At 72.5% G+C, this 15,667-nt stretch carries 14 protein-coding genes; 11 read left to right on the forward strand and 3 right to left on the reverse strand.

All coding sequences use genetic code 11. The annotated features are described in order from the left end of the window. Positions 1-73: 73 nt before the first annotated feature. On the reverse strand, positions 74-1,306 hold the full coding sequence (locus ACFXOM_RS07430) for an aromatic ring-hydroxylating dioxygenase subunit alpha (RefSeq protein WP_385037287.1): 1,233 nt from the start codon (positions 1,304-1,306) through the stop codon (positions 74-76). Between the two features lie 391 nt (positions 1,307-1,697). On the opposite strand from ACFXOM_RS07430, the gene ACFXOM_RS07435 reads away from it, so the two are divergent. The 8 genes from ACFXOM_RS07435 to ACFXOM_RS07470 all read left to right on the forward strand — a co-directional run bounded on the left by ACFXOM_RS07435 (position 1,698) and on the right by ACFXOM_RS07470 (position 9,966). Beyond that, entirely contained in the window at positions 1,698-2,141 is a 444-nt protein-coding gene (locus tag ACFXOM_RS07435; RefSeq protein ID WP_385037290.1) for a hypothetical protein, read from the forward strand. Next, a complete protein-coding gene (locus ACFXOM_RS07440; protein WP_385037293.1) occupies positions 2,138-3,568 on the forward strand; it encodes an NADH-ubiquinone oxidoreductase-F iron-sulfur binding region domain-containing protein in 1,431 nt (476 codons plus the stop codon). The genes ACFXOM_RS07435 and ACFXOM_RS07440 overlap by 4 nt, the downstream gene beginning before the upstream one ends. Continuing rightward, positions 3,565-3,756 (forward strand): ferredoxin, encoded by a 192-nt coding sequence (locus ACFXOM_RS07445; RefSeq protein WP_384928234.1) that lies wholly within the window; start codon positions 3,565-3,567, stop codon positions 3,754-3,756. The genes ACFXOM_RS07440 and ACFXOM_RS07445 overlap by 4 nt, the downstream gene beginning before the upstream one ends. A 1-nt stretch (position 3,757) precedes the next feature. Continuing rightward, a complete protein-coding gene (locus ACFXOM_RS07450; protein WP_385037295.1) occupies positions 3,758-5,818 on the forward strand; it encodes an acetate--CoA ligase family protein in 2,061 nt (686 codons plus the stop codon). Positions 5,819-5,891: 73 nt separating this feature from the next. Continuing rightward, positions 5,892-7,067 (forward strand): acyl-CoA dehydrogenase family protein, encoded by a 1,176-nt coding sequence (locus tag ACFXOM_RS07455; protein WP_384928240.1) that lies wholly within the window; start codon positions 5,892-5,894, stop codon positions 7,065-7,067. A 45-nt stretch (positions 7,068-7,112) separates the two neighbouring features. Next, the gene (locus tag ACFXOM_RS07460) at positions 7,113-8,285 is read left to right on the forward strand and encodes an acyl-CoA dehydrogenase family protein (protein WP_384928243.1); all 1,173 of its coding nucleotides are present in this window, start codon (positions 7,113-7,115) and stop codon (positions 8,283-8,285) included. A 77-nt stretch (positions 8,286-8,362) separates the two neighbouring features. Beyond that, positions 8,363-9,223 (forward strand): 3-hydroxybutyryl-CoA dehydrogenase, encoded by an 861-nt coding sequence (locus ACFXOM_RS07465; protein ID WP_384928246.1) that lies wholly within the window; start codon positions 8,363-8,365, stop codon positions 9,221-9,223. A 131-nt stretch (positions 9,224-9,354) separates the two neighbouring features. Then, positions 9,355-9,966, forward strand: coding sequence for a TetR/AcrR family transcriptional regulator (locus tag ACFXOM_RS07470; protein WP_384928248.1), 612 nt, complete (start codon positions 9,355-9,357; stop codon positions 9,964-9,966). Between the two features lie 19 nt (positions 9,967-9,985). Here the strand turns inward: ACFXOM_RS07470 and ACFXOM_RS07475 are convergent, their stop codons facing one another. Together ACFXOM_RS07475 and ACFXOM_RS07480 are read right to left on the reverse strand one after the other, a co-directional pair. Then, positions 9,986-10,966: a phosphotransferase family protein gene (locus ACFXOM_RS07475; RefSeq protein WP_385037298.1), complete on the reverse strand. Its 981-nt coding sequence runs from the start codon at positions 10,964-10,966 to the stop codon at positions 9,986-9,988. Positions 10,967-10,975: 9 nt separating this feature from the next. Further along, the gene (locus ACFXOM_RS07480; RefSeq protein ID WP_384944901.1) at positions 10,976-11,170 is read right to left on the reverse strand and encodes a hypothetical protein; all 195 of its coding nucleotides are present in this window, start codon (positions 11,168-11,170) and stop codon (positions 10,976-10,978) included. Between the two features lie 66 nt (positions 11,171-11,236). Between ACFXOM_RS07480 and ACFXOM_RS07485 the strand changes: the two genes are divergently transcribed. From ACFXOM_RS07485 to ACFXOM_RS07495, 3 genes are all read left to right on the forward strand, one after another. Continuing rightward, positions 11,237-11,764, forward strand: a complete 528-nt coding sequence (locus ACFXOM_RS07485) for a hypothetical protein (RefSeq protein WP_385037301.1) — start codon at positions 11,237-11,239, stop codon at positions 11,762-11,764. 579 nt (positions 11,765-12,343) lie between these two features. Beyond that, a complete protein-coding gene (locus tag ACFXOM_RS07490) occupies positions 12,344-13,723 on the forward strand; it encodes a cytochrome P450 (protein ID WP_385037304.1) in 1,380 nt (459 codons plus the stop codon). A gap of 425 nt (positions 13,724-14,148) precedes the next feature. After that, positions 14,149-15,597, forward strand: a complete 1,449-nt coding sequence (locus ACFXOM_RS07495; protein WP_384928260.1) for a PP2C family protein-serine/threonine phosphatase — start codon at positions 14,149-14,151, stop codon at positions 15,595-15,597. Positions 15,598-15,667: the final 70 nt, after the last annotated feature.

Raw genomic sequence — 15,667 nt, forward strand, 5'->3', positions numbered from 1 at the left:
GGGACGGTGAGTCGAGACGCCGGGTTCAGGGCCCCGGCACCACGGCTCGGACGGCTCGCCGCTCCGGCGGCGATCAGGGCACCGCGTCGTCGAGGTCGGCGCGGACGCGGTTGGCGAACCAGCCGACCGCAGCCTCACGCCGGGACAGCGGTCCCGGCTCGAAGCCCGGGGTCGTGAGTCCTTTCTGCACACGGGCCACCAGTTCGGCGTCCTCGTCGTTCGTGATCCAGCCGATGTGGATGTTCAGCCGCCGGGCCAGCCAGGTGCGCAGTCCGGTGCCACGGCGGGTGTAGAACGCACCGGGTACGGCAACGCGGTCGACCGCCGTCGGGATCGCGGTCCAGGCAAGCACATGGTCGGGGTAGAAGTCGATAAGCGTGTTGGGGTAGATCACGGCGTAGCGCCAGACCCGGCGGTCGGCCTCGGTCAGCCCCGGCATCGGTGCGGCGAGGCGCTGGTAGAGGCGCTCGGCCCAGTTCGAGGACGGCTTCTCGCGCAGGGGCGAGGCGAACAGCGTGTACGCCTCGTTGATCTCGCTGGTGTACCCCTGGTAGTCGAGCAGGCGCATCAGCCCGGGGTGGGCGACGGGCACGTGGTAGCCCTCGAGGTAGTTGTCGACGGCGACCTTCCAGTTGGCGTTCTGCACCTCGGCGCCGTGCAGGTCGTGGATGCGGCTGCGGCCGATGGGCACGAGGTCGGTTCCGGCGTAGCGCCCGACGGCCTCCACCAGGCCCGCGCAGCTCTCCGCGAGGGGCGTGGCGCCCTGGTCCAGGTTGACGAAGACGAAACCGAGGAAGGATTCGACGCGAACGCCGAAGAGGCCGAGCTTCGGCTTGTCGAGGCAGGGGATCTGCCGTGCCTCCGGGGCTCCGACCAGGCGCCCGTCGAGCTTGTACGTCCAGCCGTGGTAGGGGCAGCGGATGGCCTTGCCGGACGGCTCCGGCTTCGTGACCAGCCGGGTGCCGCGGTGGCGGCAGACGTTGAGGTGGGCGGCGAGGCCACCGTCCTCGGTCCGCACCACCAGGACCTCCCGGTCGGCGACGGTGGCGGCCAGCCTGGCCCCGGGCTCGGGCAGGTCGGACTCGTGGCAGACGAGCTGCCAGGACCTGGCGAAGATGTGCCGGGTCTCGGCGGCCGCGATGTCCGGGTCGGTGTAGAGCCGTGCGGACAGTGCCCTTCCGGGGTCGTCCTGCGGGTCTGGTGCCCGGCCCGGTGGCCCGGTATGGGCGGTGTCCTCCGATGGCGGGCGCCGGCGCCGCACGGGCTGCGCCGTGTCAGTAGCTGGGGCTTGGGCTTCGGGCTGCATCGGGTGACTCCTCAATGCCGCGCGTGCGGCGATCGGTGCTGAGGCGGCCCAGGGGCGGTCGGCGGGGCTTCGTGGGGCCCGACACCTTCCGCACTGACTAATTGGTCAGTCAGATTGCTGACAGGTTGCCGCAGTGTCAAGACTTGTGGACTGACTAATTGATTAGTTAGCGTATGACGCATCGGAGCCACCCGCGACCCACGGCATGGCGTGGGAGACGGGACGCCAGCGGCTCCCGGGCTTCCCGCCCGGCTCGTACCGCCCGCACTTCCCCCGGCGCACCGAGCACTGGATCGACTGCAGCAGCCGCAGCCCGCCATTCTCCCTCCCCTCGCGGCGCGGCTTCCCCTCTCCTGTCCCCCGCCCCTCCTCTTCCTTCACGGAGGCACGCATGAGCGGTCGTCGGAGTCTCGTCTGGCTCGGGCTGACGCCCGAGCCGGAACGGGAACTACCCCCCGCCGTAGCCGCTCTGCGCGCCGGTTCACGGGTGACGGCCCCGGGACCGCCCGGGTACCTGGACGTCGAGCGGCGCCGCATCGGGCGCCTGATCCTGCACGGCACCCGGCGCACCTGGCTGCGCTACCTCTCCGAGGTCACCGACCTGGTGACCGCCGTAGCGGACGGCTCCGCCCCTGGGGACCGCGCCGCTGCACTCCTGGCCGGCGAAGTCGTCCTGGAGCACCACCGGATGCTCATCGGCCTCCCGGGGTCCGGATACGACCGCACCACCCACGAGCGCAGGGCCCTGGAGCACGCGGTGGAGGCCCTGCGGAACGCCGAGGGCACGGGGACGGGGCCGAGCCGGCCCGCGCGGAAGGACGGAGGACAAGGATGACCGCGAACGCACGACCGGGATCCGGGACCCTGGACGGCCGGCAGGCCGGTCCCGGCACGGCGCCGGAGGAGGCCGCGGGTGCGGCCCCCTCTGCGACCGCGAAGGCCACCCGGGTCCGGTCCCTCGACCCCGGCAGCCCGGGAACACTGCTCGGCCGGGACCCCGGCGTCACGGAGGGCTCCGCGGCGTACCTCGAATCAGGGGGCTACCGGAACCCGGACCGGCCCGCGGAGCTTCTCCGGCTGATCGGCGACGCCGGACTGCTGGGCCGCGGCGGAGCCGGGTTCCCCGCCGCGGTGAAGCTGGCGGCCGTGCGGGACGCCGACGGAGTGCCCGTCGTGGTGGCAAACGGCGAGGAGGGAGAGCCCGGGTCGGTCAAGGACCGCTGGCTGCTCAGCGCCCGGCCGCACCTGGTCCTGGACGGGCTCGCCAGGGCCGCGGCGATCACCGGGGCCGAGCAGGGCTACGTCTACCTGTCCGACCCGCTTGCGGCCGCCCGCGTCCGCCGGGCCCTGGCCGAGCACCCGGCGCCGCTGCCCATCGACGTCGTCGAGACCGATCACAGTTACGTGGCGGGCGAGGAGACCGCCGTGGTCCGGCGCATCAACGGGGGACCCGCCCTGCCGACGGCCAAGCCGCCGCGCCCGTACCAGCGCGGGGTCGCCGACCGGCCCACCCTGGTGTCCAACGTCGAGACGCTCGCGCGAATCGCCCTCGTCGCCGCCCACCCGGACCTGCGCCACCGGATCGCCCGCAGCACCCTGCTCACCCTGTCCGCCGACCGGGGCACCGCTGCCGCCGCCAACGGCACGGCGCTGCTCGCCGAGGCCCGGTACGGCACCACCCTGGGTGCGCTCGCCGAGGAAGCGGACGCCGCCGACGCGTCCGGGGCCCTCATGGGCGGTCTCTTCGGCGGCCTCGTCGGACGGGGCTGGTCCTCCCTCGGGGTCGAGCCCTCCGCGCTCTCCGCGGCGGGGACGGCGCTCGGTTGCGGGGCGATCCGCTTCCTCGCGCCCGGCGCCTGCCCGGTGTCCACCGCTGCCGACGCGGTGGACACCCTCGCCGCCGGTAGCGCTCGGCAGTGCGGTGTCTGCGTGTCGGGCACCACCGCGATCCGCGACGCGCTCCGGCAGCTGACCACCGGTACCGCAGAACCCGACACGGCCGAACGGCTGGAACGCTGGTCCGCCCGGCTGCCGGGCCGCGGGGCGTGCGGGCTCCTCGACGCCGCCGCCAGCACGGCCGGAAGCATCCTGCGTGCCTTCCCCGGGCTCGTCCGCAGCCACCTCGACGCCACGTGCCCGACCTGTGCCTCCGTCCCGCCCACGGACGGCGGCCGGCTCGTCGTACCCGTGCCGCACGTGGCGGACACCACTCCCGTCAGCCAGCCCGTCCCCCACCCGTTCCCGCCGAAAGGAACACCGTGAAACTCTTCCTGGACTCCACGCGCTGCCAGGGCTACGGGCTCTGCCAGGAGCACGCCCCGGACCTGATCGAACTCGATGAATGGGGGTACGCGTCGGTGCTCGCCGCCGACGTGCCGCCCGGGCAGGAGGAGGCGGCCCGCGCCTGCGTCGAGAGCTGCCCCAACTCGGCGCTGCGGTGGGAGAAGTGACGTGGGACGCGATCTGACACCACTGTTCGACCCCAAGTCCGTGGCCGTGGTCGGCGCCAGCGACGACCCGGCGAAGTACGGTCACGCCGTGGCCGCGCAAGCTCTGCGCGCGCCCGGTCGGCGCCCCGTGCACCTGGTGAACCGTCGTGGTGGGACCGTGCTCGGTCGCCCGGCGGCCACGAGCCTCGGTGCCGTCGGCGAGCCCGTGGAGCTCGTGGTGGTCTCGGTACCCGCCGCGGGCTTCGAAGCCGCCGTCGACGAAGCGTTGGCCTGCGGGGCCCGCGCCATCGTCGGCATCACCGCGGGCTTCGCCGAGACCGGTGCGGCCGGGCTGGCCCGCCAGCAGGCCGTCGCCGCCCGGGTCCGGGAAGCGGGCGCGGTGCTCGTGGGTCCCAACTGCCTCGGCATCGCCGACAACACCACCGAGCTGTACCTCGCCTCGGACACCTTCGCGCACGGCGGTGTGGCCCTGCTGAGCCAGAGCGGCAACCTGGCCCTCGAACTCCAGCTCCGCACGGCGCAGCACGGCCTCGGCTTCTCCCGCTTCGTCTCCCTCGGCAACCAGGCCGACGTCACCCTCGTCGACCTCGTCGAGGACTGCGCGCGGCACGCGGACACCTCCGCGATCGCCGTGTACGCCGAGGACTTCGGCGACGGCCGCGCCTTCGCGCAGGCTGCCGCGGCGGCGGGCAAGCCGGTCGTCCTGCTCACCGCGGGCCGCGGCACCGCCTCCGCGCGCAGCGCCCAGTCCCACACCGGGGCCCTCACCACCTCGTCCGACGTCGTGGTCGCCGCATGTCGGGACGCGGGCGTGGAACTGGTCGCCACACCGCGCGAGATGGCGGTGGTCCTCGCCGCACGGAGCGCAGGATCACGCGCCTGCGGCCGGCGCACCGCGGTGTTCACGGACGGTGGTGGGCACGGGGTGATCGCCGCCGACGCGGCGGAGACCGCGGGCCTCGAGGTGCCCGAGCTCGGTGCCGGTACGCAGCAGCGGCTGCGTACCGTGCTGTGGGAGCAGTCCGCGGTCGGCAACCCGGTCGACCTCGCCGGAATGGGCGAGCAGGACCCCCGCAGCTACGCCGACACCGTCGGCGGGCTACTCGACGCGGACGAAGTCGACGCCGTCCTGATGACGGGCTACTTCGGCGGGTACGCGGCCTCCGGTAGTGGGCTCGGGGGCGGTGGTGCGAGCCTCGCCACGGGCGAGGAGGAAGCCGCGCGACGGGTCGTCGCACACTGGCGGGGCACGCTCAAGCCCCTGGTCGTGCAGTCGATGTACCCGCAGTCACCGAGCTGCCGCATCCTGGCGGACGCAGGCGTCCCGGTGTTCTCGGCGACGGAGGACGCCGCCCGCGCCCTGGCTTCGATGACGGCGACGGGCACCGGGGGTCCGCTCGGGATCGCCCCGCTCCCCCCGCCGGCCGAGCCGCTGCGGGACGCCGGGTACCACGGCGTCCGGCGGCTGCTGACCGCGGCCGGCGTACCGTTCCCCGAGGCCCGCGAGATCACCTGTGAGGCCGAACTCCTCTCTGCAGCAGCCGAGTTCGAAGGGCCGTACGTCCTCAAGGCACTGCACGTCCTGCACAAGTCCGACGCGGGCGGGGTCGCCCTGCGACTCGCCGATCGGGACGCCCTCCTCACTGCCTACCGGGAGATGCACGCGCGGCTCCACGCGCCGTCCTACTCGGTCGAGGCGATGGCGGACCTCAGCGACGGGGTGGAGCTCATCGTCGGCGTCAACCGCGATCCACGGTTCGGTCCCGTCGCCATGGTCGGCCTCGGCGGCGTGCTGACCGAGGCCCTGCACGACGTGGCCTTCGCGCTGGCTCCGCTTCCCGCCGCGCGTGCCGCACGGCTGCTGCGTGGCCTGCGGACCGCCGGCCTGCTGACCGGGGTACGCGGTCGTCCCCCCGTCGACGTGGCGGCCGCCGCGGACGTCATCGAACGCCTCACCACCCTCGCCGCCGCGCATCCGGAGATCGCCGAGCTCGAGGTCAATCCGCTGCTGGTCCGCCCGGACGGCGTGCTCGCCCTGGACTGCCGCGCCGTACCGGCCTGATCGCCCGTGCGCGTCCGTGCGCCGCCACCACCCCGCCCCTCCCCGTACCCGACAGAAAGGCCCGGAGAGCACGATGGACTTCCGCTACACACCCGAGCAGGCCGCCCTCAAGAGCCGGGCCGCCGCGTACACCCGGCTACTGATGGACCACGAGGAGGAGTCCGAGGAAGCCGGCGGCCCGCTGCCCGCCGACACCGTCCGCGAACTGACCCGCGCCGCGATCGACGCCGGCGTGTACGCCATCAACATGCCGGCCGAGTGGGGCGGCGCCGGCCTGTCCCTGCTCGACCAGGTCATCGTCGAGGAGGAGTTCGGGAAGGTCACCAACTGCCTGTGGGACATCCCCTGGCGGCCTGCGAACGTCCTGGCGTACGGCACCGGGGCACAGCGCGAGAAGTACCTGCTGCCCGTCATCCGCGGGGAGCGCTTCGACGCCTTCGCGGTGACGGAACCGGGTGCCGGCTCGGACCCGTCCTCCGGCACCAGCACCGCGACCCGCGTCGACGGCGGGTGGTTGCTGAACGGCGAGAAGTGGTTCGTGACCTGCGGGGACATCGCCGACTTCCTGCTCGTCCAGGCCGACGCGGGCCCGGATCGCGCCGCCACCCTCTTCTTCGTCGACAAGCAGGCGACGGGGGTGGAGATGACCCGGGTGCCGCGCTTCATGCACTCCGCGGTCAACGGGCACCCGGAATTCACGTTCACCGATGTGTTCGTGCCCGACGAGGACGTGCTCGGCGGTGTCGGCAACGGCTACGAACTGACGAAGGAGTGGTTCACGGACGAGCGGCTGATGATCGCGGCCCGGACCGTCGGGGCCGCCGAACGGGCGCTGGAACTGGCCCGGGACTGGGCCGTCGAACGCCGCCAGTTCGGCACCCGCATCGCCGACTTCCAACTCGTCCAGGGCATGCTCGCCGACTGCGCCGCCGACATCGCCGTCAACCGCGCCTACACCCACCAGGTCGCCTGGGAAGCCGACCAGCCGCACACCGACCGCAAGGCGCTGCACGCGAAGGCCTCGACGGCGAAGCTCGCGGCCAGCGAGGCCGCGGGCCGGGTCATCGACCGCTGCGTGCAGATCTTCGGCGGACGCGGCTACGACCGCTCCTACCCCGTCGAACGCCTCTACCGCGAACTGCGCGTCGACCGCATCTGGGAAGGCACCTCCGAGATCCAGCGCCTGATCATCGCCAACGAGCTGATCAAGCGCGGCACCCGGGCGCTCTCCCTGCCCACCTCCTCCTGAACCCCACGTCCCAAGCACCGGCCACCCAAGACCCCGAGGACTGACATGGACTTCCGTCTCACCGCCCGTCAGGAGGAGCTCAAGAGCTCCGCGCGCGGGCTCACCGAGTTCATCATGAAGTACGAGCTCGACTGCGAGGAGAACAACGGCCTGCCGCCCCAGGCGCACGCCGACGTCCGCGACGCCGTGCTGGCCAGCGGGCTCCAGGCCGTCAACATGCCCCAGGAGTGGGGCGGCGCCGGGCTGACGATCCTGGAACAAGCCGTCGTCCAGGAGGAACTGGGCCGATTGACCGGTGCGTTGTGGGACATGGTCTGGCGTCCGGCGAACGCCTTGCGCTTCTGCACCCCCGACCAGCGCGAGCGCTACCTCGTCCCGGTCATCCGGGGTCAGCGGCGCGACTGCTACGCGGTCACCGAGCCGGAGGCAGGCTCCGATCCGCAGAGCATCCAGACCACCGCGACGCGCACCACCGGGGGCTGGGTGCTGAACGGCGAGAAGTGGTTCGTCACGGTCGGCGACCACGCCGACTTCATGATCGTGCTGGCCGCCGCGGGCGAGGACCGCGCACCGACCCTGTTCCTGGTGGACAAGGACACACCGGGGATCGACATGACGCGGGTACCGCGCTTCATGCACACGTTCGTCTACGAGCACCCGGAGTTCACGTACACCGACGTGCACGTCGATGACGACGCGGTGCTCGGCGGCATCGGCAACGGCTACGACATCACCCGCTCCTGGTTCACCGAAGAGCGGCTAATGATCGCGGCCCGGACGATCGGGGCCGCCGAACGGGCGCTGGAACTGGCCCGGGACTGGGCCGTCGAACGCCGCCAGTTCGGCACCCGCATCGCCGACTTCCAACTCGTCCAGGGCATGCTCGCCGACTGCGCCGCCGACATCGCCGTCAACCGCGCCTACACCCACCAGGTCGCCTGGGAAGTCGACGCGGGAACCTGCGACCGCAAGACCCTCCACGCCAAAGCAGCCATCGCCAAGCTCTCGGCCAGCGAAGCAGCCGGCCGGGTCATCGACCGCTGCGTGCAGATCTTCGGCGGACGCGGCTACGACCGCTCCTACCCCGTCGAACGCCTCTACCGCGAACTGCGCGTCGACCGCATCTGGGAAGGCACCTCCGAGATCCAGCGCCTGATCATCGCGGGCGAACTGATCAAGCGCGGCACCGGCGTGCTGCAGATGCCCGCGGCCGACTGAGTCCGCTGCGGCCCGGGGACCGGCACGCCGCCGGGCCCCGGGCCGGTTCTGCGCTACCACCGAGAACAGGAGTACCGATGACGGGTGTCGAACGGATCGGGGTCGTGGGCTGCGGCCTGATGGGGTCCGGGATCGCAGAGGTGTGTGCGCGTGCGGGCCTGGACGTCGTGGTGGTCGAGGCCACTGACGGCGCGGCGGCCGCCGGCCGGAAACGGATCACCGCGTCGTTGGACCGGGCGACGACCGCGGGGAAGCTGTCCGCCGACGAACGGGACGGTGCCCTCGCCCGGATCACGGTGACCGCGGAATTCGAAGGGCTGGCCGACCGGGACCTCGTCGTGGAGGCCGTCGCCGAGCAGGAGGCGGCGAAAACGGACGTGTTCGCGCGGCTCGACCGGACCGTGCGGCGTCCTGACGCGATCCTGGCGACCAACACCTCGTCCATCCCGGTCATCCGGCTGTCCGCCGCCACCTCCCGGCCGCAGCAGGTGGTGGGGCTCCACTTCTTCAACCCCGTGCCGGTCCTCCCGTTGGTGGAGCTGGTGCCGTCGCTGCTGACCGGCGAGGCCACGACGTCACGCGTGGAGGCGTTCGCGTCGGAGGTGCTCGGCAAGGAGGTCGTCCGCACCCGGGACCGGGCCGGCTTCGTCGTGAACGCTCTGCTGGTGCCCTACCTGCTGGCCGCAGTCAGGATGGTCGAGTCGGGCACCGCGTCGGTGGAGGACGTCGACCGGGGCATGGTCCTCGGCTGCGCGCACCCGCTGGGTCCACTGGCACTCGTCGACCTCATCGGGCTCGACACCACCCGGGCGATCGCCGAGTCGATGTACGAGGAGTTCCGCGAGGCGCAGTACGCTCCGCCGCCGCTGCTGGCGCGGATGGTCGACGCGGGCTGGCTCGGACGCAAGTCGGGCCGCGGCTTCCACACCTACCCGTGAGCCGTCGCACCGTTGGCCCCGGGGATCGTGGGGCCCGGGGCCCGGGGACGGCGAAGATGCGCCAAGATGGAACGCGGCAGGACGGAAGTCCGCCGAGCAGCGCCGGAACCGACCACACCGGGAGCATCCACGTGACCAAGGCCGAACGCACTCGCGAGACGCGTGAGCGGATCCTCGCCGCCGCGTGCCAGGTGATCGCCGAGGTCGGCTTCGAGAAGATCCGCATGCGGATGGTCGCGGAGCGCGCCGGGGTGTCCACGGCCCTGCTGCACTACCACTTCGAGACGCGCGAGAAGCTGTTCACCGAGGCGATGACGCATTCCTTCGCGCAGACGGGCACGGAGCTCGAGCGGGATGCCGACTCGGTGTCCGCGGCGGTGATCCTGGCGCGGATCCTGCGGGCCCTGCTCCCGACCGACCCGGAGCTCCGGCAGGACTGGCGGCTGTGGCAGGAACTCTGGGTGCGGGCCCTGCGCGACGACACGGCGCAGCACCTGGCGGTCGACCTCTACGAGCAGTTGCACGAGTGGGTCGGGAACGCCCTGCAGCGGGGCGTCGACTCGGGCGAGTTCGCCCCCTGCGACGTCGACGCGACGAGCACGCTGCTGCTCGCCCTGTGCGACGGCTTCGGGATCCGCCTGATGTTGGACGATCCCAAGGTGGACCTGGAAACGGCGCAGAACGCGATCTGGGGTGCCGTGGCGGGGGCGCTCGGCGTGGCGCCGGGGTTCCCCGCCGTCTGATGCGGCGCGCAGGGACGGCTCAGCCCCGTCCGTAGCGTACGAGGAGGTCCGCGACGTAATCCTCCAGCCGGGCGGCGACCACTTCGGGAAGGAGGTCGTGCCGGCCGAGCTCGCGCCACGGGACGGCGACCTTCTCGGCGTCCGGGGCGAAGCCGAGCGCATCCAGGAGCCGCCAGTACAGGTGGGCGGCGGGATCCTCGTCGAGGCTGCCGCCCGCGGCCAGGTAGTGGTCGACCAGCTCGGCGGCGGCCCGGGGTCCGTGGAGCAGGGCGAGGTTGGTCGCGCAGTGGGCCACGTCGAGGTCGGCCGGCCCCCAGGACGTCTCCACCCAGTCGACCACGCCGGAGACGACCAGATCGTCACCGTCGCCCGTGAACAGCACGTTCCCGGGGTGGAAGTCCCGGTGGAGGAAACACCCGGCCCATGGCGGCGGTTCCTGGCGGATGACGTCCACGGCTCGGTCCCACAGCTGCGGCCTGGCCGTCGCCGTGGGCACCCGGACGTGGTCGGCGGAGGCCCACGGCTGGTACCTACGGGGCCGGGCGCCGTCCGGGACGTCCAGGCGGTGGATGTCGACCAGTTGGCGGGCGAGGAGCCGGGACCTCCGTCCGGCGTGCTCGTCGTCGAGGCGCACGGTGCCGGGCAGCAGGGACATCAGCAGCGAGGGGTGGTCGCATTGTCCTGCCGTGGCGTCGACGCCGAGCGGCTGGGCCGCGGGCACGCCGGTGTCCCCGAGCAGGCGCAGCACATCCGCCTCCCGGGTGAGCAGTCCTTCCGCATGGCGGAGGTAGAAGGGCTCCACGAACGACCGCAGGACAACCGGCCGGCTGCCCTCCGCTCCGGTGACGGTCAGCCGCAGCATCCGGGACGTCCAGCCGCCCCGCAACCGGGTGGCTGACTCGACCTGCCCGCCGAGGGTCTTCTCGACCCATGCGCGGGTCGCGGACCAGCCGTCGTCGCCGCTTGTACCAGGGGTGTCGTGATCCGCTTCCTTGGTCATCCCCGCACCCTACCCGTGGGTCGGCAGCCCCGGATCGACGCCGGTTGCGGCCGAACTCCCCGGTGGGTTGGGTTGGTTGGGGAGGGCGTCCGCGGTCGGGGGAATCCGGTCGGCCGGTGCGGCGCGCAGGAACCGGCGCGACGGGCGGGCGTCGACGGCCGGCTCGGCGGCGGGGACGAATCCGGCGAACGGCCGTGCAACCATTTGGTTTGCACGAGTGTCTCCCTTGATGACACCACTGCCCCCGAATCAGGAGAAATGGGGGACGCCATGCTTCGCCCTCCGCGCCTGGCGGCCATCGCCGCCGGCATCTTCCTCATCGCCGGGGTCGGCGCGACGATCCCCGCTTCCGCCGTTGCGCCCGGGTCCGCGGCAGCGGCGCCCACTCTCGCCGCGGCACGTGTCACCAACGCCCGCTGGGGCGGTCACCGCTCCTTCGACCGGCTCGTGATCGACGTCCGCGGCACACTGCCGCCGGTTACCGTGCGCCCGGTGAGGACGCTGCGCCATGACGGCTCGGGGAGCAGGGTCCCGCTCGCCGGGAAATACTTCCTGGAGATCAAGCTCTCCCCCGCCGCCGCCCACGACGACAGGGGACGTTCCGTCTACCGGGGCCCGAAAACCGTCAGGATCTGGCTGCCCGCGCTCAAGGGGCTCGCCCTGACGGGCGACTTCGAGGGCGCGGTGACCTTCGGGGCGGCCTTCGACGCCAAGCCCGTGTTCAGGACAGCGAGGATGCACTCTCCGGAACGCTTCGTGCTCGACGTCCGGCATCCGTCCACCGCCTGCCGGGCCTGAGGCGCGAGCTCGATCCGCCGTTCGCTGTGGACTGCGCCGGCTCCGGCCGTCGCTCCCGGCGACGCGCTCGCGGCCCGCTCGCCGCAATGGCGGTACGCCACGACCGGCACGCGGAGCCGCCGCACACCCGCGGCGCGCGAGCGGGCGGAGCCCAACCGCGGCGCAGGACGCGGGGCCTGACTGAGGGGCGGCCGGCCCCGCAGGGCACAAGGACAGTGGCGGGGCCCCTGGCCCGGCCGTCGTCGGCCTGCCGAACGCACACCGGTGGGCGGGCGGGGCGGCGGATGCGTGCCCCCGGTACACGCACCCGCCGCCCGTCCTCCGCCACCCCTGCCGAGGACGTGGGGATCCAGCGGCACCGGAGGAGTCCGGTCGTCGACCTCACGCCCGTCGCATTCCATTACGGATCATGCAGACCCGCCGTTCAGACGGCGCACGTGGCGTGCATCACGGCCGGCAGAGGAGGCGGACGCGGAACCCGGTGCGCCGCGACGTCAGGATCGTCCAGACTGGTCGTGCACATGTCGTACGTGGCGCCACCGGGCCGTCCGGTGGCGGGCACCTCCGGGAGGCATGGGGATGGCCAGTGAAACGACCGTTCGCGGAAGGGACCTCGTCGTACCCGGTCCGCGACGGCTGCCGGGCCTCGGTAATCTGCCCGCGTTCGCGCGCGATCCGCTCGGATTCTTCGAACGGCTCAGGGTCGGCGGAGATCTCGTGGAATGGCGACTCGGCCCCCAGCGGGCCCTGTTCGTCTCGCGTCCGGAGCACATCGGCGAGCTGCTCACGGGAATCGAGACCGTCTTCCGCCACCCCGAGCTGGGCTGGGCCCTCAAGCTGGTGCTCGGGGACGGTGTGGTGACGTCCGAGGGAGCTGCCTGGCGGCGGAAGCGGGCACTCGTCCAGCCGGCGGTACGCCCCCGTCAAGTGCGCTCGTACGCCGCGACGATGACCGAGTGCGCCGCGCAGCTGGCGGCCGCGTGGCAGCCCGGTCGGATCGTGGACGTACGGCGCGAGATGCTGGCGCTCACCCAGCGGATCGCCGTGCGGACGCTCTTCGGCACCGACAGCACCGGGCGCGAAGACGTGATCGGGTCGGCCATGGACGTGGCCCAGCGCGCGATCGGCGACGAGTTCCGCGGCCTCACGCTGTTCCTGCCGTCGTGGGTACCCACCCCTGGACGCCGCCGACTGCGCCGGGCCGTGGAGGTCATCGACGCCGAGGTCGCCCGGGTGACGCACGAACGACGGCGCGCCACCGGGGACCGGGACGACCTGCTGAGCCGGCTGCTGGCGGCTCGTGACGACGACGGGAAGCCGCTGTCCGACCGGGAGGTGCGCGACGAGGCGGTCACCCTGTACATCGGCGGGCACGAAACGACGGGCACTACGCTCACCTGGGTCTGGTACCTGCTCTCGCGGAACCCCGGGGCGCGGGCTCGGCTCGACGGGGAGTTGCGGACCGTCCTCGCGGGCCGCACACCGGAATTCGACGACCTGCGCCGGCTGCCGTTCACCGAACAGGTGGTCAAGGAGACCCTGCGGCTGTACCCGCCCGTGTGGCTGATGACCGGCGTGGCGAAGGAGGGCTCGACGATCGGCGGACTTCCCCTGCCGGCGGGGACGGTCGTGTGGTCCAGCCAGTGGAGCGCGCACCGCGATCCACGCTGGTTCCCCGACCCTGAGGCCTTTCGGCCGGAGCGCTGGGACCCGGCAGTCGGGCCGGCGGCGCCCGACCACGCGTGGTTCCCGTTCGGCGGAGGCGCCCGGGCCTGCCTCGGCGCGCGGTTCGCCATGGTCGAGGCGGTCCTGGTACTGGCCACGCTCGCGCAGCACGTCCACGTGGACACGGGCCCCGACGAGGTGGCGCCGAGGACGGGTCTGACGCTCCAGCCGGGGTCCCCGGTACGTGGGCGGCTGCTCCCCGCGGTGGACCACGGCACCGCGGCGTCCGGATGACCGGACGTACCGGGGCCACGGGCGGGCGGGGACGGCCGGCGTGACCGGCTGGGGAGCGCGGCCGCCCGACGGAACGCTTGCTGGTCGAGGGCGGAATCCCGGAGCCACCGGGGAATCCGGGAGCACACCAGGGGGCCCGGGTGGGCGCACCCGCGGGAAGGGGGCGGCGTTCGACGACCGTCGGGAGGGCCGCGGAACGGGGCGCGCGGGCGGTTCGACGGCCGCGCGCAGCGGCCCGGGCCGTGGCCACCGGATCCTTGGGACCGCCGGCCGCCGGCACTCGCACCCCAGGGCCTGAGACATATGCCAGAAGCACCACCGTATCGAGTGTTGCCGAATCCCTTACGCGTCCTTGCTCCCTGTGCAACAGTCGTAACTGACCCGGTCGTCAGACCGACCGCGCCGCGCCTGCATCGGAGTACCACATGCCGTCCCACCTCTTCGCGGACCGTCCCGCCCATCAGCCGTCCCCGCGCGGCACGGTGGACGAGTTGATCTCGCAGACCCGACGGCTGCGGGGTGACGTCGCCGCGGTCCGCCGTGACGCCGCGTTGGACGAGGACGACCCCCAAGGACGCTGGCAGCGTGCGCTGTGCGATCTGGCCGTCCACCATCTCGACGACCTCGGCTCGCACTTGGACCAGCTCAGGGAAGGCGTACCGGCCCAGCCGGGTGAGCCTTCGACCGCGACCGGGGAGGGTTTCGGATCGTTCCCCTACGAGGACCCGGCCCCGCACACCGGTTCGCTCCTCAGTCGCGTGGGAAGCGCCGAGTGGAACCTCCTGACCGACGACATCAACTGGTCGGAGGAGCTGTTCGACATCTTCGGCCGCACCGTGCAGGGCGGACCGATGTCGCTGGACGAGCTGCCCGCCATCGTGCTCACCGAGGATCAGGGCCACCTCACCACGATGGTGACGGAGTGCCTCGTCGACGGGAAGCCGATCGACGGGGAGTTCCGCATCGTTCGGCCGGACGGCCGGGTGCGGACCCTGCACATGATGGGCGAGCCCGTCCTCGACCCCGACGGCTGCACCGCCTCGATGTGGGCGGTGTTACGGGACGTCAGCGAACTCCGCAGATCGCAGCGCGCCGTTCACGACTCCCGGGACACGCTCGCCCGCCGACAGCACCTCGACCTGACGGAGCGTCGGATCGCCAAGGAGATGCAGGAGACGGTCCTGCCACCGTGGAACGGCGCGCTCGCCTACCCGGAGCGCGGTCCGGCGGCCCTCGATGTGGCCGGACACCGTCTTCCCGCCACCGACAGCACGCTGATCGGGGGGAACTGGTTCGATGCTCTCCAACTCCCCTCCCAACAGATGTTGTTGAGCACCGGCGACCTCACCGGCCACGGAGTGAGCGCCACATCGTCGATGGCGATGCTCCTCGGCGCGCTCCGAGGCATGGCGCTGGCCGGGATCCGACCCGGCCCCCTCATGGGCCACCTCAACGAGGTACTGGACTCATCGGGCCAACCCGCACTCGGCAGCGCCCTCTGCTGTCACTATGACCCGGCGAGTCGTGTGCTGTCATGGGCGCAGGCGGAGCACCCCGCCCCGCTGCACTTCCGTGGAGGGACGGGGCGCACCATGGCACAGCCCGACGGGATGCTGCTCGGCGCCGCGTCCGCAGCAGCGTACGAGCAGGCCCAGGCTGCACTGCTCCCGGGAGATCTCCTGGTGTTGCACACGGACGGACTGACCCGCGGCGCGGATGCCCGGGACGGATCGGGAGTGGACCGGCTCCTCGCCCTTGCTCCCCGATTCGACGGCCTGAACGCCCAGGAGTGCATCCGGTTGATCGTCGAGGAGTTCGGGGACGGGGAGCGCCAGGACGACGCCTGTGTGATGGTCGTGCGGATCAGCGGATAGGAACGTCAGGGAGCAGCGGCCTGCACCGGGGTACCTGAGCCGGTATCGATGGGGTGAGCCCGGTGTAGAG

The organism is Streptomyces sp. NPDC059169 (genome assembly GCF_042755225.1).
Taxonomy (GTDB): domain Bacteria; phylum Actinomycetota; class Actinomycetes; order Streptomycetales; family Streptomycetaceae; genus Streptomyces.

Excerpts from the sequence above, each read along its gene's own strand:
- ACFXOM_RS07430 (WP_385037287.1), bottom strand. The coding sequence starts at position 1,306 with ATGCAGCCCGAAGCCCAAGCCCCAGCTACTGACACGGCGCAGCCCGTG.
- ACFXOM_RS07475 (WP_385037298.1), bottom strand. The coding sequence starts at position 10,966 with ATGACCAAGGAAGCGGATCACGACACCCCTGGTACAAGCGGCGACGAC.
- ACFXOM_RS07435 (WP_385037290.1), top strand. The coding sequence starts at position 1,698 with ATGAGCGGTCGTCGGAGTCTCGTCTGGCTCGGGCTGACGCCCGAGCCG.
- ACFXOM_RS07485 (WP_385037301.1), top strand. The coding sequence starts at position 11,237 with ATGCTTCGCCCTCCGCGCCTGGCGGCCATCGCCGCCGGCATCTTCCTC.
- ACFXOM_RS07490 (WP_385037304.1), top strand. The coding sequence starts at position 12,344 with ATGGCCAGTGAAACGACCGTTCGCGGAAGGGACCTCGTCGTACCCGGT.
- ACFXOM_RS07495 (WP_384928260.1), top strand. The coding sequence starts at position 14,149 with ATGCCGTCCCACCTCTTCGCGGACCGTCCCGCCCATCAGCCGTCCCCG.
- ACFXOM_RS07440 (WP_385037293.1), top strand. The coding sequence starts at position 2,138 with ATGACCGCGAACGCACGACCGGGATCCGGGACCCTGGACGGCCGGCAG.
- ACFXOM_RS07455 (WP_384928240.1), top strand. The coding sequence starts at position 5,892 with ATGGACTTCCGCTACACACCCGAGCAGGCCGCCCTCAAGAGCCGGGCC.
- ACFXOM_RS07460 (WP_384928243.1), top strand. The coding sequence starts at position 7,113 with ATGGACTTCCGTCTCACCGCCCGTCAGGAGGAGCTCAAGAGCTCCGCG.
- ACFXOM_RS07465 (WP_384928246.1), top strand. The coding sequence starts at position 8,363 with ATGACGGGTGTCGAACGGATCGGGGTCGTGGGCTGCGGCCTGATGGGG.
- ACFXOM_RS07480 (WP_384944901.1), bottom strand. The coding sequence starts at position 11,170 with ATGGTTGCACGGCCGTTCGCCGGATTCGTCCCCGCCGCCGAGCCGGCC.